Here is a 25,955-nt window from a genome sequence, read left to right as displayed (position 1 = left end):
GCACCGCGCGCGGTCAGGTCAACCGATCTTCTTGTTGCTGATCAGGGTGCCGACGCCGCTGTCGGTGAAGATTTCCAGGAGCACGGCATTGGGGACACGGCCGTCGATGATGTGCGAAGTGGTCACGCCACCCTGCACCGCTTCCAGCGCGCAACGGATCTTGGGCAGCATGCCGCCGTAGATGGTGCCGTCGGCGATCAGGCCCGATACCTGCTCGGTGGTCAGGCCGGTCAGCACATTGCCTTCCTTGTCCATCAAACCCGCGATGTTGGTCAGCAGCATCAGCTTCTCGGCCTTGAGTGCCTCGGCCACCTTGCCGGCCACCAGGTCGGCGTTGATGTTGTAGGACTCGCCATCCGGACCGACACCGATGGGCGCGATCACCGGGATGAAGTCACCGTTGACCAGCATGTTCAACAGATCGGTATTGACCCCGCTGACTTCCCCGACGTGGCCGATGTCGATGATCTCCGGCTTGGTCATTTCAGGGGTCTGACGGGTGACCGTCAGCTTGCGTGCGCGGATCAGCTCGGCGTCCTTGCCGGTCAGGCCGATGGCGCTGCCGCCGTGGCGGTTGATCAGGTTGACGATGTCCTTATTCACCTGGCCACCGAGCACCATCTCCACGACGTCCATGGTCTGGGCGTCAGTGACGCGCATGCCGTCGACGAAATGGCTCTCGATGGACAGGCGCTTGAGCAGGTCGCCGATCTGCGGTCCGCCGCCGTGCACCACCACCGGGTTGATGCCCACAGCCTTCATCAGCACGATGTCGCGGGCGAAACCGGTCTTGAGCTCCTCGCTCTCCATCGCGTTGCCGCCGTACTTGATCACCAGGGTCTTGCCGACGAAGCGGCGGATATAGGGCAGCGCTTCGGACAATACCTTGGCGACGTTGGTGGCGGCATCACGTTCGAGGGTCATGCGGGGCTCCAGTGAAACAAGTGGTCAGAACGGTAGGTGCAGATCGGGTGCGACTTTCAACAACTGGGTACGGAAGACGCCCTGGATTCGTTCGAGTTCCTCGGCGTCTTCGGCCTCGAAACGCGTCACCAGCACGGGGGTGGTGTTGGAGGCGCGGACCAGGCCCCAGCCTCTAGGGTAGTCCACGCGCACGCCGTCGATGAGGGTGAGCTGGGCATCCCCCCACTGAGCGCCGTGGTGCAGGGCGTCGATGATGCCGAATTTGCTGTCTTCGGTCACCGCAATGTTGAGCTCGGGCGTCGACACGTCGTCGGCGAATGCGGCGAAGACGTCTTCGGCACTGAGGTGTTCGCGGCTGAGGATTTCCAGCAGCCGTGCAGCGCTGTAGATGCCGTCGTCGAAGCCGAACCAGCGTTCCTTGAAGAAGATGTGCCCGCTCATTTCCCCGGCCACCAGCGCGCCGGTGCGCTTCATTTCTTTCTTGATCAGGGAATGCCCGGTCTTCCACATCACCGGGCGGCCGCCGTGTTCCTTGATCAGCGGGCCCAGGCGGCGCGTGCATTTGACGTCGTAGATCACGTCAGCGCCGGGGTTGCGCGACAGTACGTCGCGCGCGAACAGCATCAGCAGGCGATCGGGATGGATGATGCGGCCGGTGTTGGTGACCACGCCCACACGGTCCGCGTCGCCATCGAAGGCCAGGCCCAGGTCGGCACCCGTTTCGCTGACCTTGGCGATCAATGCCTGCAGGTTGGCGGCCTTGCTCGGGTCCGGATGATGGTTGGGGAAATGCCCGTCGACCTCGCAGAACAACGGGATGACTTCGCATCCCAGAGTCTCTATCAGCTGCGGCGCTACCATGGCACCGGCGCCGTTGCCGCAGTCGACCACGACCTTGAGTCGGCGGGTGAGAACGATGTCATCGCGGATCTGCGCCACATAGCGCTCCAGAATCTCGACCTTTTCGACGCTGCCCTGGCCTTGGCTGAGGTCGTTATGCAGCAGGCGCTGGTGCAGGGCCAGGATCTGTTCGTTGGCCAGCGTGTCGCCGGCGATCACCACCTTGAAGCCGTTGTAGTCCGGCGGGTTGTGGCTGCCGGTCAGCATCACACCGGAGCGGCCGCTGAGCACGTGGTTGGCATAGTACAGCGCAGGTGTCGGCACCAGGCCCACGTCGCTGACGTGACAACCGGCGTCGACCAGGCCCTGGATCAACGGCTGCACCAGCTCGGGACCGGACAGGCGCCCGTCGCGGCCGACATTGACGTTGGCCTCGCCCATGGCCAGGCTTTGCGCGCCGACGGCACGGCCAACCCAATAGGCGGTGTCGGCGTTCAAGGTACTGCCGACGATGCCGCGAATGTCATAGGCGCGAAAAATGCCGTGGGGCAGCGCTGGCGGCACGTCGCTCGCTTCGACGACCGGCTCGGTGGCGTCGAGCTCGAGCATGTCGATGTCCTGGAAGATCGGATTGGTCCAGTCGTCCACGACGGGCACGGGCGCAGGCGCGGCCGTGCTGCTGTCGGCCGGACGCGCGGCGCCCTCGCGCAGGGACAGGCGCGCCAGACCCTGTGCCAGGCCGTTGAGGGGCGCCAGGCTCAGGCCGAACGCCTTGACTGCCTTGCCGCCGGACAACTCCTTGAGCAACTGCTCAAGCTGCCGCGCGTCGGCCTCGATGCGTGCATACAGTTGGCGTTGGGCCAGACGTACCGCCAGCGCGGCGCAGCCGATGGCGATCGCCGCGGCAAGCATCATCAGGCCCAGTGCACTCCAGGCAAACGGTGGCTGGAACAGTGGCCCGGGACTGAATTCCAGGCGCCAGTTGGGGTTGGCGGTCGGATACGGGTAGCGCATGGCCGACGCATTGCTGCCTTGTTCGACCAGCACTTGCGGCGGGCTGCCCAGCACGCTCTGTTGCAGGCGCAGTTGGCCGAACTCGGCGTCGGGCAGTGCCAGGGCCTGAGTCAGGGGCTGCATCTCGAAGGCCAGCACCAGCGTACCCAGCACAGGCGATGTCGAGCTTTGCTGGACGGTGGCGACGTTGTAGATCCACCAGCGCCCGTTGACCTTGTAGGCCTCGGGCGCAGTGGCAGTACCGCGTTCGGCGCGGTTGATCATGTCCAGTACGGCAAAATTGATCGGCGCAGCGCCCTGCTGATCGACCTTGGCCTGCCCCGGCAGATTCAGGCGCACGCCCTGCAGGCCATCGATCAAGGGCACGGCGCCAACGGCCAGAGCGATGAGCGAAGGGTCCTGGCTGGCCAGCGCAGCCGTCAGTGCAGGTGAATGAGCCAGAGTGGCCGTTACACCGGCCTGGCGCGCGATCACGGTGTCCAGACCTGCGGTGAAAGGCGCGGCGGCGGTCGCCTCGGCGTTCTGGAAGGCACGGCCGGCGAGCGGCGCGACGACCAGAAACCAGATCAGCAGCAAGGCGACGAGCACGCCCACGACGGCGATCAGCAGTGCCTGGTTACCGGCGGTGGTCCGCGCGTTCGAAGCCTGGCCTTGCTCGGCCGTCTTGGCATTGCGAGGAAATCCTTTCACCTGTCATCTCCGCATTGAACGCTTTGAAGCGGACGGGCATCGCCACGGCCGCCGGGTCTGCACTGCATGGCCGTTTACTGGGTGCCGGAGTGACCGAAACCGCCGGTCCCGCGCTGGCTTTCGTCGAAGCTTTCGACCAGTTCGAAGTGAGCCTGCACCACAGGAACCAGCACCAGTTGAGCGATACGCTCGCCCACCGTCAGGGTGAACTCGCTGTCGCCACGGTTCCAGCACGAGACCATCAGTTCGCCCTGGTAATCGGAGTCGATCAGGCCGACCAGGTTGCCGAGCACGATACCGTGCTTGTGGCCCAGGCCCGAGCGCGGGAGGATCATCGCTGCCAGGCCCGGATCACCGATATAGATCGAAAGGCCGGTAGGGATCAGCAGGGTCTGTCCAGGTGCCAGCAGGGTGTCTTGCTGCAGCATGGCGCGCAGGTCCAGACCTGCGGAACCGGGTGTGGCGTAGTGTGGCAGCGGGAAGTCCCGGCCCAGACGTGGGTCAAGGATCTTGGCTTGTAGGGCGTGCATGGCTATCGTTAAACCTGGTCGAGGCGCTTGGCGATGAAGGAAACCAGCTGGCGGGCGATCTTGCCCTTGCTGGTCTGAGCGAAAGCAGTGGTCTGCAACTGGCGGTCGATCACGCTGCAGGCGTTTTCTTCACTGTTGAAACCGATGCTGGGGTTGGCGACGTCGTTGGCCACGATCAAGTCCAGGTTCTTGTCCTTGAGCTTGCGCGCGGCGTAGTCGAGCAGGTGCTCGGTCTCGGCCGCGAAGCCGACGCTGAATGGACGATCGGCGCGACCGGCGATGGTTGCCAGGATGTCCGGGTTGCGGACCATCTGCAACAGCAGGCCGTCACCGCTGCTGGGGTCTTTCTTGAGCTTCTGCGCAGCCACCACTTCGGGACGATAGTCGGCCACGGCGGCGGACGCGATGAACACGTCGCAGGGCATGCCAGCCTCGCAGGCGGCGAGCATGTCGCGCGCGCTGACCACGTCGATGCGGGTGACGCGGTCGGGTGTGGGCAGGTGCACCGGGCCGCAGATCAAGGTGACGCGAGCGCCGGCTTCGACGGCCGCTTCGGCCAGGGCAAAGCCCATCTTGCCGGAGCTGTGATTGGTGATGTAGCGCACCGGGTCGATGTTTTCCTGGGTCGGCCCGGCAGTGATCAACACGTGCTTGCCGGTCAGTGCCAGATGCTCGAAACATTCGGCCGCGCACAGCGCCAGTTCGGTGGCTTCGAGCATGCGGCCCAGGCCGATGTCGCCGCAGGCCTGGCTGCCAGCGGCCGGACCGAAGACCTTGAGGCCGCGGCTGCGCAGCAGGTGCAGGTTGTCCTGTGTGGCCGGGTCGCGCCACATGGCCTGGTTCATGGCCGGGGCGATGGCCACGGTGGCGTCGGTGGCCAGTACCAGGGTGGTCAGCAGGTCGTTGGCCAGGCCCTGGGCCAGGCGTGCCATCAGGTCGGCGGTGGCCGGGGCGATGAGGACCAGGTCGGCCCATTTGGCCAGATCGATGTGGCCCATGGCAGCTTCGGCCGCCGGGTCGAGCAGGTCCATGTGCACCGGGTGGCCGGACAGCGCCTGCAGGGTCAGTGGCGTGATGAACTCGCTGCCGCCCTTGGTCATTACCACGCGCACTTCGGCGCCTTGCTCCAGAAGCCTACGTACCAGCTCGGCGCTTTTGTAGGCGGCAATGCCGCCGCCGACGCCCAGAATGATGCGTTTTCGATACAGCCGCTGCATAGGCCTGCCTTTATATCTGGTAATAACACCACGGTGAAACCGCCTTCCGGGGCCGGATCGCCGTGCAAAAAGTTGCGCTAAGATAGCACAGCGCTCGCTATGGAACAGCGAGGCACACAGACAGGGAGTGGGGATGAGTATTCGCGATTGGCCCGAGGCCGAGCGCCCGCGTGAGCGCCTGCTGGCGTATGGTCCGGGCAGTCTTTCCGATGGCGAGCTGCTGGCGATATTCCTGCGCACCGGCGTGGCCGGGCACAGCGCCGTCGACGTCGCGCGCAACCTGCTGATCCGCTTCGGTGGCCTGCGCGCCTTGCTCGAAGCCGACCAGAAAACCTTCAGCCAGCACTTCGGCATGGGCCCTGCCAAGTACGCCCAGTTGCAGGCCTCCATCGAGATGAACCGCCGCTACATGGCCGAGCGGTTGAACCGTGGCCCGGCCATGGAAGATCCATCGTCGGTGCGCCACTACCTCAAAGCCAAGCTGCGCCATGAACGCCAAGAAGTGTTCGGTTGCCTGTTTCTGGACACCAAGCATCAGCCGCTGGGTTTCGAGGTGCTGTTTCGCGGCACCATCGACAGCGCGGCGGTGTATCCGCGTGAAGTGGTCAAGCGGGCCATAGCTACAAATGCGGCAGCGCTGATCCTGGCGCACAATCACCCTTCCGGAAACCCGACCCCGAGCCAGGCCGATCGCTCGCTGACCCAGCGCCTCAAGGAATCATTGGCGCTGGTGGATGTGCGGGTGCTTGACCACATCATCATCGGCGAGGGTGAGCCGCTGTCAATGGTCGAGCATGGGTGGATGTAAGGAGCGGGAGCCGCTCCTGCAGGGATCTGTGGTGATACACAGATCCACTGTGGGAGCGGGTTCTGCCCGCGAAGAGGCCGGTAGTGGCAGCCTATTTCTCCACTGACACCCTGGAGAAATCCTGTCGACCGAATGGGCTGACGGTGTAGCCCTCGACCCCTTCGCGAGCCAGTACGGCGGCGGTGGGGTGGGCCAGCGGTAGCCACAGCGCCTGCTTCTGGATCTGCGCCTGGGCCTGCTGGTACAGCTTGCTGCGTTGGGCCTGATCGGTCACTGCCTTGCCGTCGCTGATCAGCTTGTCCAGACCCTTGTCGCAATAGCGAGCGAAGTTGGTACCCGACTGCACGGCTGCGCAGGAAAACTGCGGGGTGAGGAAGTTGTCCGGATCGCCGTTGTCGCCGGCCCAGCCCATGAACAGCAGGTCATGCTCGCCAGCCTTGGCACGGCGAATCAACTCGCCCCATTCGATCACGCGGATCTCGGCCTTGATGCCGACCTTGGCCAGGTCGGCCTGCAACAGCTGCGCGCCCAGGCTGGGGTTGGGGTTGAGCAGGCTGCCCGAAGGACGGGTCCAGATCGTGGTGTTGAAGCCGTCCTTCAAGCCTGCCTTGGCGAGCAACTCGCGCGCCTTGGCCGCATCCTGCTTGTAGCCGGGCAGGTCCCGTGCATAGCTCCAGGTGTTGGGCGGGTAGGGGCCGTTGGCAGCGTCGGCGGTGCCTTCGAAGACGGCCTTGAGGTAGCTGTCCTTGTCGAAGGCCAGGTTGATGGCCTGGCGCACCTCAGGCTTGTCCAGAGGCGGGTGCTGGCTGTTGATGGCCACGAACGCGGTCATGAAAGCCTCGGTCTTGATCACCTTCAGGCTCTTGTCGTCGGCGGCCGCAGCGATGTCCAGGGGCTTGGGCGACAGGGTCAGCTGGCACTCGTTGCGGCGCAGCTTCTGCAGGCGCACGTTGGCGTCCGGGGTGATGGCGAACAGCAAAGGGTCGACGGCAGGCTTGCCGGCAAAGTAGTCCGGGTTGGCCTTGTAGCGCACCACGGCGTCTTTTTCGAAGCGCACGAATACGAAGGGCCCGCTGCCGATCGGCTGGCTGTTGAGTTTTTCCGGAGTGCCGGCTTTCATCAATTGGTCGGCGTATTGCGCCGAATAGATCGAGGCGAAGCCCATGCTCAGGGTCGCCAGGAACGTTGCATCGGGATGATCCAGGGTGAACCGTACGGTCAGTGGATCAGGCGCCTCGACTTTCTTGATCAGGCCGGGCAGTTGCATCGACTGGGCGTGCGGAAAACCGCTTTGCGCCACTTTGTGCCAGGGGTTGGCCGGGTCGAGCATGCGTTGGAAACTGAACAGCACGTCCTGCGCGTTCAGCTCACGGTCTGGCTTGAAGTAGGCAGTGTCGTGGAATTTGACCCCTGGGTGCAGCTTGAACGTGTAGGTCAGGCCATCGGCCGACACGGTCCAGCTGTCCGCCAGGCTGGGAATGACCTTGCCGGCCTTGGCGTCGAACTCTACAAGGCGGTTCATCAACACGTCGGCTGACGCGTTGGTGGTCGTCAAGGAGTTGTACTGCACCACGTCGAAGCCCTCGGGGCTGGCTTCGGTACAGACCGTCAGCGGTGCGGCATGCACCAGTGCGGAGGCAAACAGGGGAGCAAGCAAGAACGGCAAAGTCGCAAGACGCATGGTGTGTTCCTTGGCGTGTCGAGGGCCCATCTGCCTATGCAGTCTGGAGAAAAGTCCTACCCTAGAGATGTCGAGCGGCGTTGACTATCCCTAAATCGTTTTTCTGCGCGACGAGTGGTCATGCCGCTGCATGCCCGCCAGCGCTGTACATGGGCCGATGCCCGCGCAGCGCGGCACATCGATTGTGCATCTGGAGTTGTTGCGCTGCAGGCTTTCTGGTATAAAGCAGCGCTCTTTTCTAGGGCCCTGTTCCTCTGCCTTCACGGTGAGGCGGGTAAGACCCTGAAGAAACGCGGCGCCGTGCGCCAAATGACTGAAAGATAAGCGGCCAACCCATGCCGGGTTGGGCATGTGGTTTTAGAGGGCTGAGGCATGTCGAGAGTCTGTCAAGTTACCGGTAAGGGTCCGGTGACTGGGAATAACATTTCCCACGCAAACAACAAAACCCGTCGTCGTTTCCTGCCGAACCTGCAGCATCACCGCTTCTGGGTTGAAGAAGAGAAACGTTTTGTTCGCCTGCGCGTATCCGCCAAGGGCATGCGTATCATCGACAAGCGCGGCATCACTGTCGTGCTGGCCGAAATTCGCAAAGCTGGCAAGATCTAAGGGAGCTTTATCATGCGTGAATTGATTCGTTTGATCTCGAGCGCCGGTACTGGTCACTTCTACACTACCGACAAGAACAAGCGTACTACCCCGGACAAGATCGAGATCAAGAAATTTGATCCGGTTGTTCGCAAGCACGTGATGTACAAGGAAGGCAAAATCAAGTAATTGATTTTGGCGACCAGAAAAAGGCCCGCATCGAAAGATGCGGGCCTTTTTTTGTGCCCGGTTTTGCGCAGGCCCAGGCTTTCGATCTAGCGATGCTGGGCTTGGGCGCTGGTGATGGGGTTCAGGGTGGTGACGAAAACCTTGCTCAGGCGTGCGTTTCCTCCTTGTGCAACAACGCTGATGCGCTCCAATGGCGATTTCGTGTAGTACAGCGCAGTCCCTGCCGCGCTGCCTGCGGCACCGAGCAATTCCAGGCAGGAACGATCGATCACCAAGTGCATGTCCATGGTGCGGGTATCAGGTTGGAAGGCATACGAAAACCGGTCGACGAAATAGCGCTGCTCAAAGCCTGACGCACCGTGTCGGTCGATGAACAAGCCGCCGAAAGGGCCCGCGTCGAATCCGGCCTCAAGGGTTTCTCCAGCCTGATTGGACAGACGGACCGTCACCACGGCACCTGGCTGCAATTCAATTTCCACACGCACCTCAATTGCCTCGCCGACAGGCAATGCGGCACTGGCCAGCGTTGCGCTGCCCCATGGCCGGGTGTCGTCGATCAGGACCTTGCCCGCCAAGGGAGCGAGATCGATGAACTGCTGCACCAGCCGCCAGTCCTTGCCCACGCGCCGCAATCCCAGGGTCCGCGGCAGTGTCATCATGCCTCTGGACGGTGAGGCAGGCACCTCGTTGGCGTACTGCCAGTTGCTGAGCCACGCCAGGCCCACCGGTGCCCCGGAGTGGTTGGAGAAGCTTTGAAAGGCGTAGAAGTCCTTGCCGAAGTCCATCAGCCGCGTGACGCGGTCCTCGGCGGTGAACTGCCGGCCGTCGAAGTCGCCGATGAAATACTGCACCGCACTGCCGCCCAGGGGGCCGCCGGGGTTGATCGAAAGGATCAGGACCCAACGCTCGCCGCCGTTTTCGACGGGTAGACGGATCAGGTCCGGGCACTCGTAGTCGATGCCCAGCAGGCCGCTGTCTGCGAATTCACCGCGCTTGTCCCAGGATTTCAGATCGACCGAGCCGTAGAACAGCACCCGATGCGAGCGTGCCTCGACCACCACCATGATCCAGCACTGTTCCGGCGCGTGCCAGAAGACCTTGGGGTCGCGGAACTGGCTGGAACCGATGTCCAGCACCGGGTTGTGAGCGTACTCGACAAAGCTGCGCCCGCGGTCGCTGCTAACGGCGATTTCCTGGGTCTGCAGGGTTGCCGAAGCACGTGTATAGATGGCGACAATGCCGCCCGCCTGCTCCCCAGTGTCTGGTTGTGCCTGGAACAGTCCGCTCAGGTTGTGCTGGTCAACCACCGCGCTGCCGCTGAACGCCTGACCGGCCGGGGTGTTGAACAAGGCGGTGGGCAAGGTCTGCCAATTGAGAAGATCAGGGCTGACGGCGTGTCCCCAGTGCACGTTGCCCATCGTCGCCGCCGACGGGTTGTGTTGATAGTAAAGGTGATATTCGCCGTCGAAAAACACCAGGCCATTGGGGTCGTTCATGAAGCCTGTGGGCGGCGCGTAATGCACCTGGGGCGTGTAGTTGCCGCCGGTGGTAGGGCGTTTTTCGTCAGCCTGGGCGAAACGATAAAAAGCCGCACCGGTAGCCAGCAGGGCGGAGCCGATAGCGAAATAACGTCGTGTCATCAACGGTTGTAGCTCCTGGATCTAGGCATGGGACGCGGTGCTTATTTGGATTCGAACACCACGTAGATCTTGCGGCACGCCTCCAGCACTTCCCAGGTGCCGGTGAAGCCTGCAGGGATCACGAAGCGGTCGCCGGCGCGTAAGGTCTTGCCGTTGCCCTGGTCGTCACGCAGCACGGAAACGCCCTGCACGATTTCGCAATATTCGTGCTCGGTGTAGTTGACCGTCCATTGCCCCACCTGGCCTTCCCAGACCCCCGCGTTCATCTGGCCGCAGGGGCTCTGGTAGTGGTTGAACAGTGTCTGTTCGGGGTCGCCGCCGAGGATTTTTTCAGGCGCCGGGCGGTAGCGTTCCGGGGTGACGCTGTGTTGGGCGAAGTCGACGATGCTGGTGATGTTCATGCAGGAAACCCCTCGCTTGTTGGATAAAACGCACATCCGTGGGCCTGTGTGCGCCGGGTGTCAAATATATTGAAAAGCGTCGCGCCGGTGGTTTAGGGTGGTTCGATGTCACCCCGCTCAGCCTTGCACGGCCGGGCTTTGCATTCAATCACAGGAGATCCGTATGACCACTCTGACTCGCGCTGACTGGGAACAACGTGCCCAGCAGCTGAAGATCGAAGGGCGCGCGTTCATCAACGGCGAGTACACCGACGCCGTGTCGGGCCAGACCTTCGAATGCGTAAGCCCCGTCGACGGTCGTCTGCTGGCCCAGGTGGCCAGCTGCGACGCTGCCGACGCCCAGCGCGCGGTCGAGAATGCCCGCGCCACGTTCAACGAAGGCGTCTGGGCCAAGGCCGCGCCGGCCAAGCGCAAGGCCACCCTGATTCGTTTCGCCGGGTTGTTGCGCGAGCATGCCGAGGAGCTGGCGCTTCTGGAAACGCTGGACATGGGCAAGCCGATCAGTGATTCGCTGAACATCGACGTACCCGGCTCGGCCAATGCCCTGGCCTGGAGCGGCGAAGCCATCGACAAGGTCTACGACGAGGTCGCTCCGACCCCGCATAACCAACTAGGTCTGGTCACTCGTGAAGCCGTCGGTGTGGTGGCCGCAGTGGTGCCATGGAATTTCCCTCTGATGATGGCCTGCTGGAAGCTGGGGCCGGCTCTGGCCACGGGCAACTCGGTGATCCTCAAGCCGTCGGAGAAATCCCCATTGACCGCTATCCGTATCGCGCAGTTGGCGATCGAGGCGGGCATTCCCAAGGGCGTGCTCAATGTGCTGCCGGGCCATGGCCACACGGTCGGCAAGGCACTGGCCCTGCACATGGACGTGGACACCGTGGTCTTCACCGGTTCCACCAGGATCGCCAAGCAACTGATGATCTACGCGGGCGAGTCGAACATGAAGCGCGTCTGGCTGGAGGCGGGCGGCAAGAGCCCCAACATCGTGTTCGCCGATGCGCCTGACCTGCAGGCCGCAGCCGATTCGGCGGCCAGCGCCATTGCCTTCAATCAGGGCGAAGTTTGCACGGCGGGCTCGCGCCTGTTGGTGGAGCGTTCGGTCAAGGAGCGCTTCCTGCCGATGGTGGTCGAGGCGCTCAAGGCCTGGAAGCCAGGCAACCCGCTTGACCCGGCGACCAATGTCGGTGCTTTGGTGGACACCCAGCAGATGAATACGGTGCTGTCCTACATCAGCGCCGGTCAGGAAGGCGGCGCCACCTTGCTGGTGGGCGGCAAGCGCATCCTCGAGGAAACCGGCGGTACCTACGTCGAACCGACCATCTTCGATGGCGTGACCAATGCCATGAAGATCGCCCAGGAAGAGATTTTTGGGCCGGTGCTGTCGGTGCTCACCTTCGACACCGCCGAGGAGGCGGTCAGCATCGCCAACGACAGCCCCTACGGCCTGGCGGCTGCGGTATGGACCGCGGACATCTCCAAGGCACACCTGACGGCCAAGGCGCTGCGCGCCGGCAGCGTGTGGGTCAACCAGTACGACGGTGGCGACATGACTGCGCCGTTCGGTGGGTTCAAGCAGTCGGGCAATGGTCGTGACAAGTCGCTGCATGCGTTCGACAAATACACCGAACTGAAGGCCACCTGGATCAAGCTCTGATCCACTGCCGGTCGGGCTGGTGGATCAAAGCATCTTCTCCAGCCCGATCACTTCACTGGCCCACGCATTCAGCCGACGCCACCAGTCACCCGGTTCGCGGTAGAGGGTGTGCATCTGCTGGTGGTCCTCGGTGTCCCACACCACCTGGCCATTTTCCAGGCGCACCTGGTAGCTGCGTGCAGGCGACATGCCCTCACGGGCCAGGTGACGCATCTGCGCCGCCAGTTCCGGGCTGTCCACCAGCACGCCGACCTCGGTATTCCACAGCACCGAGCGCGGGTCGAAGTTGAACGAGCCGATGAAGGACTTGCGCTCGTCGAAGATCATCGCCTTGCTGTGCAGGCTGGAATCGGAACTGCCACTGAAGCTCAATGTGCCACCTGCATCGTCACCCGGCTGACGGCGCAGTTCGAACAGCTTCACTCCGTGCTCGAGCAAGTTCTTGCGGTAGGGCACGTAGCCGCCATGTACCGCAGGTACGTCGGTCGCTTCCAGGGAATTGGTCAACAGGCTGACGTCGACGCCGGCGTCGGCGCGTCCGGTGAGGTAGTCGCGGCCAGCTTCGCCCGGCACGAAGTAGGCGGAGATCAGCATCAGTTCATGCTTGACCTGGGTCAGCTCCGGGGCAAGCTGCGTGGTCAGCAGCAGGTGCGGATCGGGCTCGCCTCGGGCCAGCACCTTGGTGGGTGCATCCCACAATGCCTGGCCCCAGGCCCAGATCAACTGACGCCGCCAGACGTCCAGCTGGGGCGCGCTTTGGTAAGTCATCAAGCGTTCATAGAGGGCGTGATGCTGGCTTCGCGAGGTGGTCAGGGACTTTTCCAGGCGCACCCGCGACGCAGCCAGGTGTTTGGCCGTCGGCACCGTGAACAGAAAATTGGCGATCGGCTGGCTCAGCGCACTGTTCCAGTACTGATCGAAGCTGTAGCCCAGCTGCTGGGCGACCGGCCCGAAGCCGAGCAGGTCGATGTCTGTGAAGTTCATGTCCGGCTCGGCGTCGAAGTATTCGTCGCCCAGATTGCGTCCGCCGACGATGGCCACGCTGTTGTCGGCAAGCCACAGTTTGTTATGCATGCGCCGGTGCTGCCGAGACAGTTGCAGCAGGCGGCCCACCGCGCGCGTAGCGCCGGTCGAGCGACCCAGGTGGGTGGGGTTGAACAGGCGGATCTGGATATTGTGATGCGCGGCGAGGGTGGCGATGGTCTTGTCCAAGCCATCACTGGTGGTGTCGTCCAGCAGGATGCGTACACGCACGCCGCGGTCGGCGGCCTTGAGCAGTTCGTCGACCAGGGCGCGGGTGCTGAAACCGTCGTGGACGATGTAGTACTGCAGGTCGAGGCTGACCTGCGCATTGCGGATCAGCTCGGCACGTGCGCGAAAGGCCTCGTCACTGCTCGACAGCAGGCGGAAGCCCGACTGGCCATGATGGGCCTGCACCTGGGCCTGTACCGACCTGCCGAAGGCCGATTGTTCGGCCGGGAGCATCTCGCTGTATTCACGCGGCGCATTCACGCTGGCGCAGCCTTGCACGGCGAGGATCAGGGTCAACAGCAGCGGTAACAGCCTGGGGCAGCGCAAAGCGATCATCCTTGCAGGGAGGGCGGGCGTGCCGTTCGACCTTGGCACGGGCTCAAAGGTCGGCATCGGGGTGCGGATTATCCGCAAGCAGCTGCCGAGCGCAGGTACCCACGGTGCGTACGGCGGCCTCGATGTCGGGCGACGGCTTGCTGGCGAAATTCATGCGCAGGCAGTTACGGTACTTGCCCGACGCCGAAAAGATACTGCCCACGGCGATCTGTACGCCCTGGTCGAGCAGCAGGCGGTTGAGCTTGAGGGTATCGAAGCCCTCGGGCAGCTCGACCCACAGCATGAAGCCACCTTGAGGGCGGCTGCAGCGGGCGCCGGTGGGAAAGTAGCGGGTGACCCAGTCGATCATCAGGTCGCGGCTGCGCTGGTACTGGGTGCGCATGCGGCGCAGGTGCGGTTCGTAATGACCACCCTTGATGAACTCGGCGATGGCCAACTGCGGCTGCGTCGAGGTCGACCCGGTGCCGATGTACTTCATGTGCAGCACCCGTTCCAGGTAGCGACCGGGGGCGACGAAGCCAATGCGCAGGCCGGGGGCCAGGGTCTTGGAGAACGAACTGCACAGCAGCACGCGACCGTCTTCGTCGAACGACTTGATGGTTCGCGGACGGGGATAGCTGAAGGCCAGGTCGCCATACACATCGTCCTCGATGATGGCCACGTCGAAGCGTTGCGCGAGCGTCAGCAAGGCACGCTTGCGAGCTTCGGGCATCACATAGCCCAACGGGTTGTTGCAATTGGGCGTCAACTGTATGGCCTTGATCGGCCATTGCTCCAGGGCCAGTTCCAGCGCCTGCAGGCTGATGCCGGTGAGCGGATCGGTCGGGATTTCCAGGGCCTTCATGCCCAGGCCCTTGAGGGTCTGCATGGCGCCGAAGAAGCTGGGGGAGTCCACGGCGACGATATCGCCGGGCTCGCAGATGGCGCGGATGCTGGCCGACAGCGCTTCATGGCAACCGGTGGTGACGACCAGTTCACCAATGCCCAATCGGCAGCCGGCATCCACCAGAAGCCGGGCGATCTGTTCGCGCAGGGCCTGGGTTCCATACAGAGAGTCGTAGTACAGGCCCGGCATCGCCTGGTGCCGACTCAGGCGGGCCAACTCGCGCAGCAAAGGCCGCAGGGTCGGGCTGCTGACGTCGGGCATGCCACGGCCCAGTTGCACCACGTCATCACGGGGCGCTGCGCGCATCAGTTCGACGACCTGGTCCCACTGGGAGATATCCACAGGACGCTGCATGGGGCGGCCCACGGCGGGCAGTGCCGGCAGTTCGCGGGCGGTGGGCACGAAATAGCCGGATTTGGGCCGGGGCGCGGCCAAGCCGTGGTCTTCGAGCTGGCGATAGGCTTGCTGCACGGTGCTCAGGCTGACCCCGTGCTCGATGCTCAGGGCGCGCACTGACGGCAGGCGATCGCCAGGCCGATAGAGGCCTTGTTCGATGCGCTGGCTGAGCAGCTGGGCAAGGTTCATGTACAGCGTCATGGGCGTGCTCGAACTGATGACCATACAGATGCAGCGAAAATACAGCATTCAGACGCACAGGTCAGTCTTCTGTATGAAAAACATAAGTGCTTTTTGGATCTGTATTGGGTGGTATGGGGTGCGGCACCATGCCCTTGCTGTCCAAACACTTCAAGGAGAAAGGCCATGAACGGCTTGAGCGATGTACGTCTGCTGCTGCGCACCGAAGAATTGCTGGAAGAGCCGAAGCTGCGCTCGCGCACGCCGTGCGCACCAGCAGGCCTGGGGCGTTGGGCGCTGATGCTGCATCACTTGCGCACGCGTCCGGCCCTGCTCGAACTGGACGAGGATCAGTTGCGCGACATCGGCCTGGACGCGCAGCAGGCCCGTCGCGAAGGCTTGAAGCCGTTCTGGCGTTCGTAGCGCAGCGGCCTAGCCCAGCTCCTTGAACCGGTGCCAGAGCATGCCCAGCGCCAGCAGGGGCGAGCGCAGGTAGCGGCCGCCGGGAAAGGTCATGTGCGGCACTTTGGCGAACAGGTCGAAGCCGCGGCTGGCCTGGCCACTGATGGCTTCGCCGAGCAGTTTGCCCGCCAGGTGCGTGACGTTCAGCCCGTGCCCGGAATAGGCCTGGGCATAGAACACGTTGGGCTGCTCCTTGAGCCTGCCGATCTGCGGCAGACGGTTGGCGCCGATGCCGATCATGCCGCCCCATTGATAGTCGATGCGCACATTGGCCAGTTGCGGGAACACATCGAGCATCTTGGGTCGCATGTATTCGGCGATGTCTTTGGGATCGCGCCCCGAGTAGTGACAGGCGCCGCCGAACAGCAGGCGCCGATCGGCGGACAGTCGATAGTAGTCCACCGTCACCCGCTGGTCGCACACCGCCATGTTGCGGGGCAGCAGCTGCCGTGCCTGTTCGGCATCCAGAGGCTCGGTGGCGATGATGTAGCTGCCGGCCGGCAGCACCTTGCCGCTCAGCTGCGGGTTGAGGTCGTTCAGGTAGGCGTTGCAGCCCAGCACCAGGAAACGTGCCCGCACCTGGCCTTGAGCGGTGTGCACGCGCACTTGCGGGCCATATTCGATACGCGTCACCCGCGACTGTTCGAAGAGCCGTACACCCAGCTGCCGCGCCACTTCGGCTTCGCCCAGGGCCAGGTTCAATGGGTGCAGGTGGCCCGAGCCCATGTCGACCAGGCCGCCGTGGTAGCGATCCGAGCCGACCACGCTGTGCATGTCCTGTGCCTCGATGATTTGCAGCTCGTGAGCGTAGCCCAGGCTGCGCAGGGCTTCTGCGTCTTCGACGAACCCCTGCAGCTGGGCCGGCTTGTTGGCCAGGTCGCAGTAGCCCCAGGTCAGGTCGCACTCGATACCATGGCGGTCGACCCGCTGGCGGACGATCTCGACCGCTTCCAACCCCATCAAGGTCAGGTCACGCACACCGTCGTCGCCGATGATCTTGCGAAACTGTTCAAGATCGTGGCCGACGCCGCGAATCAGTTGCCCACCGTTGCGCCCGCTGGCACCCCAGCCAATCTGGTGGGCTTCGAGCAGGGCCACGCTGAACCCCCGCTGCGCCAGTTCGATCGCGGTGTTCAGCCCGGAGAAGCCACCGCCTACCACGCACACATCGACGCTGATCTCGCCCTGCAAGGGCGGGTATACCGGCTGCCGATGCAGACTGGCGGCGTAGTACGAGGCGGCGTGCTCGGCGCGAGCGTTCATGTGAGTGGTCCTGGTAGCAATGGTTTGAAAGGGTTGTACGGAAAATTCGACGCAGCATAAGCCGGGGTTTCCCATGGCGGCAACCGCGCGGCACAATGGCGCCTCGTCCACGCGGTGACCGTCATGAGCTGCAACAGCCACAAGCTTCGTTTCCTGCGCGAGCAGATTCCTTCGTTCGAATGCGTGCCGGGATGCCATGACTGCTGCGGGCCGGTGACCACTTCATCCGAGGAAATGGCGCGCCTGCCGCGCAAGACGGCCGCTGAACAGGAGGCCGCGCTGGCCCGGTTCGACTGCGTGCACCTGGGGCCGCAGGGTTGCACGGTGTATGAAGAGCGCCCGCTGATCTGCCGACTGTTCGGGACCACGCCGGCGCTGCCATGCCCCAATGGACGGCGTCCGGTGGAGATGATCGACCCTGCCGTGGAGCATCAGGTGCACAAGCTGATCGCCAGCACTCGCCAGGTGCTGGTCTGAAGCGTCTGTGGATCAGTCCGGCACCGGCAGGTTCAAGCTCTCCTTCACTTCTTCCATGACGATGTAACTCTTGGATTCGCGCACATGGGGCAGTTTCAAGAGGATGTCGCCCAGCAGCTTGCGGTAGGAGGCCATTTCGGAAATACGTGCCTTGACCAGATAGTCGAAGTCACCCGACACCAGATGGCACTCCAGCACGTGGGGCAGTTTGAGCACCGCGCGGCGAAATTCCTCGAAGGTGTCGCCCGACTTGTAGTCCAGGCTGATCTCGACGAACACCAGCAGGCTGCCGCGCAGATGCTGCGGATTGAGCCGGGCGTAATAGCCCATGATGATGCCTTCGCGCTCCAGGCGGCGGACCCGTTCGGTGCAGGGTGTGGTCGACAGGCCAACCTTCTCGCCCAGTTCGGTAAACGACATGCGCCCGTCGGCCTGCAGGATGCGCAGGATATTGCGGTCGATCTTGTCGAGTTCGCGTTTGCTCTGGTGCTGGGTACGCACAGGCGATGCCCCTCCGTTAAAGCGTCAATGGCCGAGAATTGTCGCCAAATATAGCCTTGCATACAGTGAAAAGCACTGGCTGGACCTTTTTATACTGCCCACATCTTCGGACCTAACATCTTACGTCAGCGGATTTCCGCGATGAGGGCGACACACATGCGCGTTCTGGTACTCGGTAGTGGTGTGATCGGCACCGTCAGTGCCTATTATCTGGCCCGGCAAGGCATGGAAGTGACCGTGGTCGATCGCCAGCCGGCCGTCGCCATGGAAACCAGCTTCGCCAATGCCGGGCAGGTTTCGCCTGGCTATGCGTCGCCCTGGGCGGCGCCTGGAGTGCCGCTCAAGGCCATCAAATGGCTGCTGGAACGCCATTCACCGCTGGCGATCAAGCTGACCGGCGATGTCGACCAGTACCTGTGGATGGCGCAGATGCTGCGCAATTGCACCGCCAGCCGTTATGCGGTGAACAAGGAGCGCATGGTGCGCCTGTCCGAGTACAGCCGCGACTGCCTCGACGAGCTGCGCGCCGAGACCGGCATCGCCTACGAAGGCCGGACCCTGGGCACCACCCAGCTGTTCCGCACCCAGGCGCAACTGGACAACGCCGCCAAGGACATTGCCGTGCTGGAGCAGTCCGGCGTGCCCTACGAGCTGCTCGACCGCGAAGGCATTGCCCGCGTCGAACCGGCCCTGGCCTCGGTCACTGGCATTCTGGCCGGTGCCCTGCGGCTGCCCAACGACCAGACCGGTGACTGCCAGATGTTCACTACCCGCCTGGCGCAGATGGCCAGGGATCTGGGTGTGCAGTTCCGCTTCGGCCAGGCCATCGAACGTCTGGACTTCGCCGGCGACCGCATCAACGGCGTGTGGATCGACGGCAAGCTGGAAACCGCTGACCGCTACGTGCTGGCACTGGGCAGCTATTCGCCGCAGTTGCTCAAGCCGCTGGGCATCCGGGCACCGGTGTACCCGCTCAAGGGCTACTCGCTGACCGTGCCGATCACCGATGCGGCGATGGCGCCGACCTCGACCATTCTCGACGAGAGCTACAAGGTGGCGATCACTCGTTTCGACAACCGCATCCGCGTCGGCGGGATGGCCGAGATCGCCGGTTTCGATCTGAGCCTGAATCCACGTCGTCGCGAAACGCTTGAAATGATCGTCAATGACCTCTACCCGCAGGGTGGTGATCTGACTCAGGCCAGCTTCTGGACCGGGCTGCGGCCGACCACCCCGGACGGCACGCCGATCGTGGGTGCCACGCCGTTCAAGAACCTGTTCCTCAACACCGGCCATGGCACGCTGGGCTGGACCATGGCATGTGGGTCGGGACGCTTGCTTGCCGACCTGATCGCGCGTAAAAAGCCGCAGATCAGCGCGGCCGGCCTCGACATATCGCGCTACGGGCAGCCGCACGAAACGGTTCGCCAGGGTCAGTCCGCGCCAGCCCATTCGTAACCGTTGGCCCTGGATCGCCGCCCAGCGCGGCGGTCCCTCGACCTTTTCACCCTTCAAACCTTGCAAAAGAAGCCCGCCATGCGTCCAGCCCGCGCCCTGATCGACCTTTCCGCCTTGCGCCACAACTATCGACTGGCACGCCAGATGAGTGGAGCCAGGGCGTTGGCCGTGGTCAAGGCCGATGCCTACGGGCATGGCGCGGTGCGTTGCGCCCAGGCGCTGGAAGGCGAGGCGGACGGGTTTGCCGTGGCCTGCATCGAGGAAGCCCTGCAGCTGCGTGCGGCCGGTATCACCGCGCCAGTGTTGCTGCTCGAAGGATTTTTCGAAGCCAGCGAGCTGCCGCTGATCGTCGAACACGGGCTGTGGTGCGTGGTGCATTCGTTGTGGCAATTGGAAGCCATCGAGCAGGCGCGCCTGAGCCAGCCCTTGCAGGTCTGGTTGAAACTCGATTCGGGCATGCACCGTGTGGGCCTGCATCCCAAGGACTACCAGGCCGCCTATCAGCGCCTGCTGGCCAGCGGCAAGGTGGCCAAGATCGTACTGATGAGCCACTTCGCCCGCGCCGATGAGCTGGACTGCCCCAGCAGTACCGAGCAACTGGCGGTGTTTGACACGGCGCGGCAGGGGCTGAGCGCCGAGATCAGCCTGCGCAACTCCCCGGCAGTGCTCGGTTGGCCGCAGATTCCCAGTGACTGGGTGCGCCCCGGCATCATGCTCTACGGGGCCACACCGTTCGAAACCGCGAGCCCTGCCAGTGCCCAATTGCAGCCGGTGATGACGCTGCAGTCCAAGGTCATCAGCGTGCGTGAACTGCCTGCCGGGGAGGCCGTGGGCTACGGCGCGCGCTTCGTCACCCAGCGGCCGAGCCGGATCGGCGTGGTGGCCATGGGTTATGCCGATGGTTACCCGCGCCTGGCGCCCAATGGCACGCCGGTGCTGGTCGACGGCGTGCGTACCGTGCTGGCGGGACGGGTGTCGATGGACATGCTCAACGTCGACCTGACCGATGTGCCCCAGGCGGGCGTGGGCAGTACGGTCGAGCTGTGGGGCAAGCAGGTGTTGGCCAGTGACGTTGCCCACGCGGCTGGCACCATTGCCTACCAGATCTTCTGCAACCTGCGCCGCGTGCCCTTGCAGTACGTTTAGCCCAGCGTCTGGGCGCGCCATGCGCCCGGGCCGACCCATTGCCTGCCAATGTGTTGTAAATCCCGAACGCTGTTGCCATGATACCGGCCATCATGAACTGCTCAGCATTCCAGGAGGCTTTCGCATTGGACGTCGGCGAACGACTGCAAGCCATTCGCAAACTCAAGGGTTTGTCCCAGCGTGAACTCGCCAAACGGGCGGGCGTCACCAACAGCACCATTTCCATGATCGAGAAGAACAGCGTCAGTCCCTCGATCAGCTCGCTGCGCAAGGTGCTGGGCGGGATTCCGATGTCCATGGTGGAGTTCTTTTCCGAAGAACTGCAGGCCGAGCGGCCAACCCAGGTGGTCTACAAGGCCAACGAGCTGATCGATATCTCCGACGGTGCGGTGACCATGAAGCTGGTCGGCAAGGCCCACCCCAGCCGGGCCATCGCCTTTCTCAGCGAGGTCTATCCACCGGGTGCCGACACCGGTATGGAAATGCTCATGCACGAGGGCGAGGAGACCGGCATCCTGGTGGAAGGGCGCCTGGAGCTGGTGGTCGGTCAGGACACCTACGTGCTCGAAGAGGGCGACAGCTACTACTTCGAAAGCAGCAAACCGCATCGCTTCCGCAACCCGTTCGATACGCCCGCCCGCTTGATCAGTGCCGCCACGCCGGCGAATTTCTAAGGAGCCTGCGCATGGTCCACCGATGTTCCATCGAAGTGGCCGTGGACCAGGTGCTGCAGCGTTTGCCCACGCATATCCACATGGGCATGCCGCTGGGCCTGGGCAAGCCCAACCGCTTCGTCAACGCGCTTTATGCCCGCATCAAAAGCCTGCCCGAACGACGCCTGACGATCTACACCGCGCTGGTGCTGGGCCGCCCGCCCTTGGGCGACGGCCTGCAGAAGCGCTTGCTCGAACCCTTCGTCGAGCGCGTGTTCGGCGATTACCCCGAGTTCGACTTTCTCGCCGACCTACGCCGTGACGAGCTGCCCTCCAACGTCAGCGTGCAACAGTTCTTCATGCAGCCGGGCAGCCTGCTGGGCAGCACGACGGCGCAGCAAAGCTACATCAGCAGCAATTACAGCCACGCCGCGCGCGACATCAATGCCAAGGGGCTGAATCTGGTGGCGCAACTGGTCAGCCAGCACCCCGAAAATGCCGAACGTCTGAGCCTGAGCTGCAATCCGGACATCACCCTGGACCTGCTGCCGATGATCGAAAGGCGTCGTGCGGCCGGCGAGACCATTCTGATTCTGGGCCAGGTCCACGAAGCCCTGCCGTTCATGCCCGGCAGCGCTGAGATCGACAGCGAGGCGTTCGATCTGCTGATCGACGGTGCCGAGCAGTCGACGCTGTTTTCCACGCCCAACATGCCGGTCGGTGTGCAGGATCATTTCATCGGTCTGCATGCCAGCACACTGGTGCGCGACGGCGGCACGCTGCAGATCGGTATCGGGGCGATGGGCGATGCGCTGAGCGCCGCCTTGCTTGCGCGTCAGGCCGACAATGCCGGCTACCGGGCGCTGCTCGATGAACTCGACCTGTCGCCCTGGCAGGCGTTGATCCAGGCCGAAGGCGGCGTCGAGCCCTTCGCTACCGGCCTGTATGGCTGCAGCGAGATGTTCGTCAACGGCCTGCTGGCCCTCGCCGAAGCGGGAGTGATACGCCGCAAGGTCTACCCGGACGTGGCACGCCAGGCCGCGGCAAACGCCGGTGTGCTGCACGCCGATGAGGACCAGGACGGGGTGGTGGTACACGGCGGTTTCTTTCTCGGGCCGAACAGTTTCTACGAGCGCCTTCGCCAGATGCCGGCGGCGAGCTTGGCCCGCTTCGACATGACCGCGATCAGCTACATCAACGAGCTGTATGGCGACGAGCAGCTGAAGCGCCTGCAACGACGCGATGCGCGGTTCATCAATACCGTGTTCACGGCTACGGTGATGGGCGCGGCCGTGTCGGACCAGCTCGAAGACGGGCGGGTCATCAGCGGCGTGGGCGGGCAGTACAATTTCGTCGTCCAGGGGCACGCCCTGGAGGGCGCACGTTCGGTGCTGATCCTGCGCAGCTGGCGTGAGTCGGCGGGTGTCATCAGCTGCAACGTGCTGTGGGACTATGGCCATTGCACGATTCCACGGCACCTGCGCGACATCGTCGTGACCGAGTACGGCATTGCCCAGTTGCGCGGGCGCACCGATGCCGAGGTGATCGAGGCGATGATCAACATCAGCGATTCGCGCTTCCAGCCCAGCCTGATCGACGAAGCGCAACGTGCCGGCAAGTTGAGCAAGGATTTCGTGCTCGATCCGCGCTTTGCCGACAACACAAGCGAGCGTTTGCAGGGCATTCGCGAACGGCATGCGTCGCTGTTTCCTGAGTATCCGCTGGGGTGCGATTTCACCGACGAGGAAAAGGACCTGCTGCGCGCGCTGAACTGGCTCAAGAGCAAGTTCAAGCTCAGCGAGATGCTCGAGCTGGGCAAGGCGGCGCTGGAGGCACCCGAGGCCAGCCGCTACCCCCTGCACCTGCAGCGCATGGGGCTGGACCAGCCGCAGGGGTTGCGCGAGGAACTCTACCAGCGCCTGGTCCTGGCTGCCCTGCAGGAGACCGAAAACCCGGCGCGCTAGGCGCCGCGATGGATCAGGTCACTCCACGAAAGTCACGACGCCATTGGCCAGCGACTGCACCCGGGCCAGGGATTCCACGCGATAGCCTTGGGCATCGAGTTCGGCGCGGCCGCCCTGGAAGGACTTCTCGATGACGATACCCAGTCCGGCCAGTTTGGCGCCGGCCTGGTTGATGATCGAAATCAGCGCTTGCGAGGCCTTGCCGTTGGCCAGGAAATCGTCGATCACCAGCACGGTGTCGTTGCTGTTCAAATGCCGTGGCGAAATGGCCACCGTGCTTTCCGTCTGCTTGGTGAACGAATAGACCGAGGCCACCAGCAGGTTTTCCGTCAGCGTCAGCGACTGGTGCTTGCGCGCGAAGATCACCGGCACGCCCAGGCGCAGCCCGGCCATTACCGCCGGGGCGATGCCCGAAGCCTCGATGGTGACGATCTTGGTGATCCCGGCATCGGCGAACCGGCGGGCGAATTCGTCGCCGATCTGCTGCATCAAGAGCGGATCGATCTGGTGGTTGAGAAAGGCATCGACCTTCAATACCTGATCGGAAAGCACGATGCCTTCTTCGCGAATCTTTTTGTGCAGAGCTTCCACGGTGGTTCCTCGATGTACCAATGTGCGCAGGCCGGCTGTGGCCCGGGCAGGGTTGAATTCAGCGTTTGAGCATGGCGCGTATATCGGCCAATGCGGTGTTGCCGCGCACGGCTTTGACTTCCGTGGGCGTGTCGTCGTTACCTTCCCAGGCCAGGTCGTCGGGCGGCAGTTCATCGAGAAAGCGGCTGGGTGCGCAATCGATGATCTCGCCGTACTGCTTGCGCTTGGCGGCGAAGGTAAAGGCCAGGGTCTGCCGCGCGCGCGTGATGCCCACGTAGGCCAGGCGGCGTTCTTCCTCGATGGTGTCGGCCTCGATGCTGGAGCGGTGCGGCAGGATTTCCTCTTCCATGCCCATGATGAACACGTAGGGAAATTCCAGGCCCTTGGACGCATGCAGGGTCATCATCTGCACGCCCTCGGCGCCGTCCTCTTCTTCCTGCTGCCGTTCGAGCATGTCGCGCAGCACCAGTTTGCCGATCGCTTCCTCGACCGTCATGGCGCCGTCTTCGTCCTTTTCCAGGGTGTTCTTCAAGGCCTCGACCAGGAACCACACGTTGCTCATGCGGTAGTCGGCGGCCTTTTCACTGGAGCTGTTGGTGCGCAGCCACTGCTCGTAGTCGATGTCCATGACCATGCTGCGCAGCGCCCCGATCGGGTCTTCACCGGCGCACTGCTCGCGGACCTTGTCCATGTAGCGCTTGAAGCGGCTCAGGCGATCGGTGAAGCGCGCGTCCAGATGCTCGCCCAGCCCGATCTCGTCGGTGGCGGCGTACATCGAGATCTTGCGCTCGGTGGCATAGTTGCCGAGCTTTTCCAGGGTCGTGGAGCCGATTTCCCGGCGTGGCACGTTGATCACGCGCAGGAAGGCGTTGTCGTCGTCCGGGTTCACGATGAGGCGGAAGTAGGCCATCAGGTCCTTCACTTCCTGACGCCCGAAGAAGCTGTTGCCGCCACTGAGCCGATAGGGAATCTGGTGGTGCTGCAACTTCAGCTCGATGAGCTTGGCCTGGTAGTTGCCCCGATAGAGGATGGCGAAATCACTGTAGGGCCGGTCGGTGCGCAGGTGCAGGCTGAGAATCTCGACGGCCACGCGCTCGGCTTCGGCATCCTCGTTGCGGCAGCGGATCACGCGGATTTCATCGCCGTGCCCCATCTCGCTCCACAGCTGCTTCTCGAAGGCGTGCGGGTTGTTCGAAATAAGTACGTTGGCGCAGCGCAGGATGCGGCTGGTGGAGCGGTAGTTCTGCTCCAGCATGACCACTTTCAGCGACGGGTAGTCGTCCTTGAGCAGCATCAGGTTTTCCGGGCGCGCGCCACGCCAGGCATAGATGGACTGGTCGTCGTCGCCGACCACGGTGAACTGGTTGCGCGTACCGATCAGCAGCTTCACCAGCAGGTACTGGCTAGCGTTGGTGTCCTGATACTCGTCCACCAGCAGATAGCGAACCTTGTTCTGCCACTTCTCGAGAATGTCCGGATGTTCCTGGAACAGCTTCACCGGCAGCAGGATGAGGTCGTCGAAGTCCACCGCGTTGAACGCGCGCAAGGTGCGCTGGTAATGGCTGTAGACGATGGCTGCGGTCTGCTCCTTGGGGTTGCGCGCCTGCTCCAAGGCCTGGGGCGGCAGTATCAGGTCGTTCTTCCAGGCGCCGATCATGTTCTTGATCTCGTCGACGCCGTCCTCGCCCGAGTACTCTTTTTGCATGATGTCAGTCATCAACGCTTTCACGTCGGCTTCGTCGAAGATCGAGAAGCCCGGCTTGAAGCCCAGCCGCGCGTGTTCCTTGCGGATGACGTTGAGGCCCAGGTTGTGGAAGGTCGACACGGTCAGGCCCCGCCCTTCACCGCTGCGCAGCAGGGTGCCGACGCGCTCCTTCATTTCGCGCGCGGCCTTGTTGGTGAAGGTCATGGCGACGATGTACTGGGCACGAATGCCGCAGTTCTGGATCAGGTGGGCGATCTTGCGGGTGATCACGCTGGTCTTGCCGGAACCTGCACCGGCGAGCACCAAAAGAGGGCCGCCGACGTAGTTCACGGCTTCTTGCTGCCGGGGATTGAGTCGGGACATGACGGGAGTCACTGACGAAATGGCCGCGCATTTTAGCACCGCTGGTCCAACTGTGCCGCGACCGCAGATCCATTAAAATTTGCCGGTTTGTCGACTTTGCAGCAGGATGTGGTTACACGTTGACACGTACTTTGGATTGGGTCTGGC

General features: G+C 63.3%; 23 protein-coding genes. 10 read left to right on the top strand and 13 right to left on the bottom strand.

Features of this window, described 5'->3' with window-relative positions; all coding sequences use genetic code 11:
• Window positions 1-18: 18 nt before the first annotated feature.
• The 4 genes from argB to coaBC form a co-directional block, all read right to left on the bottom strand.
• Window positions 19-924: an acetylglutamate kinase gene (gene argB / locus BLV18_RS20510; RefSeq protein ID WP_049860364.1), complete on the bottom strand. Its 906-nt coding sequence runs from the start codon at window positions 922-924 to the stop codon at window positions 19-21.
• A 24-nt stretch (window positions 925-948) separates the two neighbouring features.
• Window positions 949-2,373 carry a phosphomannomutase/phosphoglucomutase gene (locus tag BLV18_RS20505; protein ID WP_244156972.1) on the bottom strand — a complete coding sequence of 475 codons (1,425 nt, stop codon included), beginning with the start codon at window positions 2,371-2,373 and terminating at the stop codon, window positions 949-951.
• Between the two features lie 1,169 nt (window positions 2,374-3,542).
• Window positions 3,543-3,998 (bottom strand): dUTP diphosphatase, encoded by a 456-nt coding sequence (gene dut / locus BLV18_RS20500; protein WP_090361481.1) that lies wholly within the window; start codon window positions 3,996-3,998, stop codon window positions 3,543-3,545.
• Between the two features lie 8 nt (window positions 3,999-4,006).
• Window positions 4,007-5,215, bottom strand: coding sequence for a bifunctional phosphopantothenoylcysteine decarboxylase/phosphopantothenate--cysteine ligase CoaBC (gene coaBC / locus BLV18_RS20495; RefSeq protein WP_090361478.1), 1,209 nt, complete (start codon window positions 5,213-5,215; stop codon window positions 4,007-4,009).
• A 133-nt stretch (window positions 5,216-5,348) separates the two neighbouring features.
• Between coaBC and radC the strand changes: the two genes are divergently transcribed.
• Window positions 5,349-6,023: a RadC family protein gene (gene radC / locus BLV18_RS20490; RefSeq protein WP_090361475.1), complete on the top strand. Its 675-nt coding sequence runs from the start codon at window positions 5,349-5,351 to the stop codon at window positions 6,021-6,023.
• Between the two features lie 91 nt (window positions 6,024-6,114).
• Here radC and BLV18_RS20485 read toward each other — a convergent pair whose 3' ends face one another.
• Entirely contained in the window at window positions 6,115-7,704 is a 1,590-nt protein-coding gene (locus BLV18_RS20485) for an ABC transporter substrate-binding protein (protein WP_090361473.1), read from the bottom strand.
• 372 nt (window positions 7,705-8,076) lie between these two features.
• Here BLV18_RS20485 and rpmB point away from each other — a divergent pair, with 372 nt between their 5' ends.
• Window positions 8,077-8,310: a 50S ribosomal protein L28 gene (gene rpmB, locus BLV18_RS20480; RefSeq protein WP_007894701.1), complete on the top strand. Its 234-nt coding sequence runs from the start codon at window positions 8,077-8,079 to the stop codon at window positions 8,308-8,310.
• 12 nt (window positions 8,311-8,322) lie between these two features.
• Entirely contained in the window at window positions 8,323-8,478 is a 156-nt protein-coding gene (gene rpmG / locus BLV18_RS20475; protein WP_022960960.1) for a 50S ribosomal protein L33, read from the top strand.
• A gap of 86 nt (window positions 8,479-8,564) precedes the next feature.
• Here the strand turns inward: rpmG and BLV18_RS20470 are convergent, their stop codons facing one another.
• Window positions 8,565-10,118 carry a glycoside hydrolase family 32 protein gene (locus BLV18_RS20470; RefSeq protein WP_208598872.1) on the bottom strand — a complete coding sequence of 518 codons (1,554 nt, stop codon included), beginning with the start codon at window positions 10,116-10,118 and terminating at the stop codon, window positions 8,565-8,567.
• 41 nt (window positions 10,119-10,159) lie between these two features.
• A complete protein-coding gene (locus BLV18_RS20465) occupies window positions 10,160-10,519 on the bottom strand; it encodes a cupin domain-containing protein (RefSeq protein ID WP_049860357.1) in 360 nt (119 codons plus the stop codon).
• Window positions 10,520-10,682: 163 nt separating this feature from the next.
• Between BLV18_RS20465 and BLV18_RS20460 the strand changes: the two genes are divergently transcribed.
• Window positions 10,683-12,176 (top strand): aldehyde dehydrogenase, encoded by a 1,494-nt coding sequence (locus BLV18_RS20460; RefSeq protein WP_090361469.1) that lies wholly within the window; start codon window positions 10,683-10,685, stop codon window positions 12,174-12,176.
• Window positions 12,177-12,200: 24 nt separating this feature from the next.
• Here BLV18_RS20460 and BLV18_RS20455 read toward each other — a convergent pair whose 3' ends face one another.
• Together BLV18_RS20455 and BLV18_RS20450 are read right to left on the bottom strand one after the other, a co-directional pair.
• Window positions 12,201-13,763, bottom strand: coding sequence for a phospholipase D family protein (locus BLV18_RS20455; protein WP_090361467.1), 1,563 nt, complete (start codon window positions 13,761-13,763; stop codon window positions 12,201-12,203).
• A 43-nt stretch (window positions 13,764-13,806) separates the two neighbouring features.
• Window positions 13,807-15,246, bottom strand: a complete 1,440-nt coding sequence (locus BLV18_RS20450; protein ID WP_090362460.1) for an aminotransferase-like domain-containing protein — start codon at window positions 15,244-15,246, stop codon at window positions 13,807-13,809.
• Between the two features lie 165 nt (window positions 15,247-15,411).
• Here BLV18_RS20450 and BLV18_RS20445 point away from each other — a divergent pair, with 165 nt between their 5' ends.
• On the top strand, window positions 15,412-15,648 hold the full coding sequence (locus BLV18_RS20445; protein ID WP_056844786.1) for a DUF1127 domain-containing protein: 237 nt from the start codon (window positions 15,412-15,414) through the stop codon (window positions 15,646-15,648).
• Between the two features lie 9 nt (window positions 15,649-15,657).
• Here the strand turns inward: BLV18_RS20445 and BLV18_RS20440 are convergent, their stop codons facing one another.
• Window positions 15,658-16,950: an NAD(P)/FAD-dependent oxidoreductase gene (locus tag BLV18_RS20440; protein ID WP_090361464.1), complete on the bottom strand. Its 1,293-nt coding sequence runs from the start codon at window positions 16,948-16,950 to the stop codon at window positions 15,658-15,660.
• Between the two features lie 123 nt (window positions 16,951-17,073).
• On the opposite strand from BLV18_RS20440, the gene BLV18_RS20435 reads away from it, so the two are divergent.
• Window positions 17,074-17,427: a YkgJ family cysteine cluster protein gene (locus BLV18_RS20435; RefSeq protein WP_090361462.1), complete on the top strand. Its 354-nt coding sequence runs from the start codon at window positions 17,074-17,076 to the stop codon at window positions 17,425-17,427.
• Between the two features lie 12 nt (window positions 17,428-17,439).
• On the opposite strand, the gene BLV18_RS20430 is transcribed toward BLV18_RS20435, so the two are convergent.
• Window positions 17,440-17,928, bottom strand: coding sequence for an Lrp/AsnC ligand binding domain-containing protein (locus tag BLV18_RS20430; protein ID WP_043192202.1), 489 nt, complete (start codon window positions 17,926-17,928; stop codon window positions 17,440-17,442).
• A gap of 156 nt (window positions 17,929-18,084) precedes the next feature.
• On the opposite strand from BLV18_RS20430, the gene dadA reads away from it, so the two are divergent.
• From dadA to BLV18_RS20410, 4 genes are all read left to right on the top strand, one after another.
• Window positions 18,085-19,386, top strand: coding sequence for a D-amino acid dehydrogenase (dadA, locus tag BLV18_RS20425; protein ID WP_049860351.1), 1,302 nt, complete (start codon window positions 18,085-18,087; stop codon window positions 19,384-19,386).
• A 78-nt stretch (window positions 19,387-19,464) separates the two neighbouring features.
• Complete coding sequence (gene alr / locus BLV18_RS20420; protein ID WP_090361459.1) at window positions 19,465-20,532, top strand: alanine racemase; 1,068 nt, start codon at window positions 19,465-19,467, stop codon at window positions 20,530-20,532.
• Window positions 20,533-20,657: 125 nt separating this feature from the next.
• Window positions 20,658-21,206, top strand: a complete 549-nt coding sequence (locus BLV18_RS20415; RefSeq protein WP_049860349.1) for a cupin domain-containing protein — start codon at window positions 20,658-20,660, stop codon at window positions 21,204-21,206.
• A gap of 11 nt (window positions 21,207-21,217) precedes the next feature.
• Window positions 21,218-23,149 (top strand): acetyl-CoA hydrolase/transferase C-terminal domain-containing protein, encoded by a 1,932-nt coding sequence (locus tag BLV18_RS20410; protein WP_090361453.1) that lies wholly within the window; start codon window positions 21,218-21,220, stop codon window positions 23,147-23,149.
• Window positions 23,150-23,167: 18 nt separating this feature from the next.
• Here the strand turns inward: BLV18_RS20410 and BLV18_RS20405 are convergent, their stop codons facing one another.
• A complete protein-coding gene (locus BLV18_RS20405; RefSeq protein ID WP_049860346.1) occupies window positions 23,168-23,740 on the bottom strand; it encodes a xanthine phosphoribosyltransferase in 573 nt (190 codons plus the stop codon).
• A 58-nt stretch (window positions 23,741-23,798) separates the two neighbouring features.
• Window positions 23,799-25,808 (bottom strand): DNA helicase Rep, encoded by a 2,010-nt coding sequence (gene rep / locus BLV18_RS20400; protein ID WP_049860345.1) that lies wholly within the window; start codon window positions 25,806-25,808, stop codon window positions 23,799-23,801.
• Between the last annotated feature and the right edge of the window lie 147 nt (window positions 25,809-25,955).

Origin of the sequence: Pseudomonas coleopterorum (genome assembly GCF_900105555.1) — a bacterium.
Taxonomy (GTDB): domain Bacteria; phylum Pseudomonadota; class Gammaproteobacteria; order Pseudomonadales; family Pseudomonadaceae; genus Aquipseudomonas; species Aquipseudomonas coleopterorum.
This window is presented reverse-complemented; position numbering and strand designations above follow the sequence as displayed.

What these genes read in the sequence shown, in the direction of transcription:
- argB (WP_049860364.1), bottom strand. Translation starts at nt 924, where the DNA reads ATGACCCTCGAACGTGATGCCGCCACCAACGTCGCCAAGGTATTGTCC.
- BLV18_RS20505 (WP_244156972.1), bottom strand. Translation starts at nt 2,373, where the DNA reads ATGCTCGAGCTCGACGCCACCGAGCCGGTCGTCGAAGCGAGCGACGTG.
- dut (WP_090361481.1), bottom strand. Translation starts at nt 3,998, where the DNA reads ATGCACGCCCTACAAGCCAAGATCCTTGACCCACGTCTGGGCCGGGAC.
- coaBC (WP_090361478.1), bottom strand. Translation starts at nt 5,215, where the DNA reads ATGCAGCGGCTGTATCGAAAACGCATCATTCTGGGCGTCGGCGGCGGC.
- radC (WP_090361475.1), top strand. Translation starts at nt 5,349, where the DNA reads ATGAGTATTCGCGATTGGCCCGAGGCCGAGCGCCCGCGTGAGCGCCTG.
- BLV18_RS20485 (WP_090361473.1), bottom strand. Translation starts at nt 7,704, where the DNA reads ATGCGTCTTGCGACTTTGCCGTTCTTGCTTGCTCCCCTGTTTGCCTCC.
- rpmB (WP_007894701.1), top strand. Translation starts at nt 8,077, where the DNA reads ATGTCGAGAGTCTGTCAAGTTACCGGTAAGGGTCCGGTGACTGGGAAT.
- rpmG (WP_022960960.1), top strand. Translation starts at nt 8,323, where the DNA reads ATGCGTGAATTGATTCGTTTGATCTCGAGCGCCGGTACTGGTCACTTC.
- BLV18_RS20470 (WP_208598872.1), bottom strand. Translation starts at nt 10,118, where the DNA reads ATGACACGACGTTATTTCGCTATCGGCTCCGCCCTGCTGGCTACCGGT.
- BLV18_RS20465 (WP_049860357.1), bottom strand. Translation starts at nt 10,519, where the DNA reads ATGAACATCACCAGCATCGTCGACTTCGCCCAACACAGCGTCACCCCG.
- BLV18_RS20460 (WP_090361469.1), top strand. Translation starts at nt 10,683, where the DNA reads ATGACCACTCTGACTCGCGCTGACTGGGAACAACGTGCCCAGCAGCTG.
- BLV18_RS20455 (WP_090361467.1), bottom strand. Translation starts at nt 13,763, where the DNA reads ATGATCGCTTTGCGCTGCCCCAGGCTGTTACCGCTGCTGTTGACCCTG.
- BLV18_RS20450 (WP_090362460.1), bottom strand. Translation starts at nt 15,246, where the DNA reads ATGACGCTGTACATGAACCTTGCCCAGCTGCTCAGCCAGCGCATCGAA.
- BLV18_RS20445 (WP_056844786.1), top strand. Translation starts at nt 15,412, where the DNA reads ATGAACGGCTTGAGCGATGTACGTCTGCTGCTGCGCACCGAAGAATTG.
- BLV18_RS20440 (WP_090361464.1), bottom strand. Translation starts at nt 16,950, where the DNA reads ATGAACGCTCGCGCCGAGCACGCCGCCTCGTACTACGCCGCCAGTCTG.
- BLV18_RS20435 (WP_090361462.1), top strand. Translation starts at nt 17,074, where the DNA reads ATGAGCTGCAACAGCCACAAGCTTCGTTTCCTGCGCGAGCAGATTCCT.
- dadA (WP_049860351.1), top strand. Translation starts at nt 18,085, where the DNA reads ATGCGCGTTCTGGTACTCGGTAGTGGTGTGATCGGCACCGTCAGTGCC.
- alr (WP_090361459.1), top strand. Translation starts at nt 19,465, where the DNA reads ATGCGTCCAGCCCGCGCCCTGATCGACCTTTCCGCCTTGCGCCACAAC.
- BLV18_RS20410 (WP_090361453.1), top strand. Translation starts at nt 21,218, where the DNA reads ATGGTCCACCGATGTTCCATCGAAGTGGCCGTGGACCAGGTGCTGCAG.
- rep (WP_049860345.1), bottom strand. Translation starts at nt 25,808, where the DNA reads ATGTCCCGACTCAATCCCCGGCAGCAAGAAGCCGTGAACTACGTCGGC.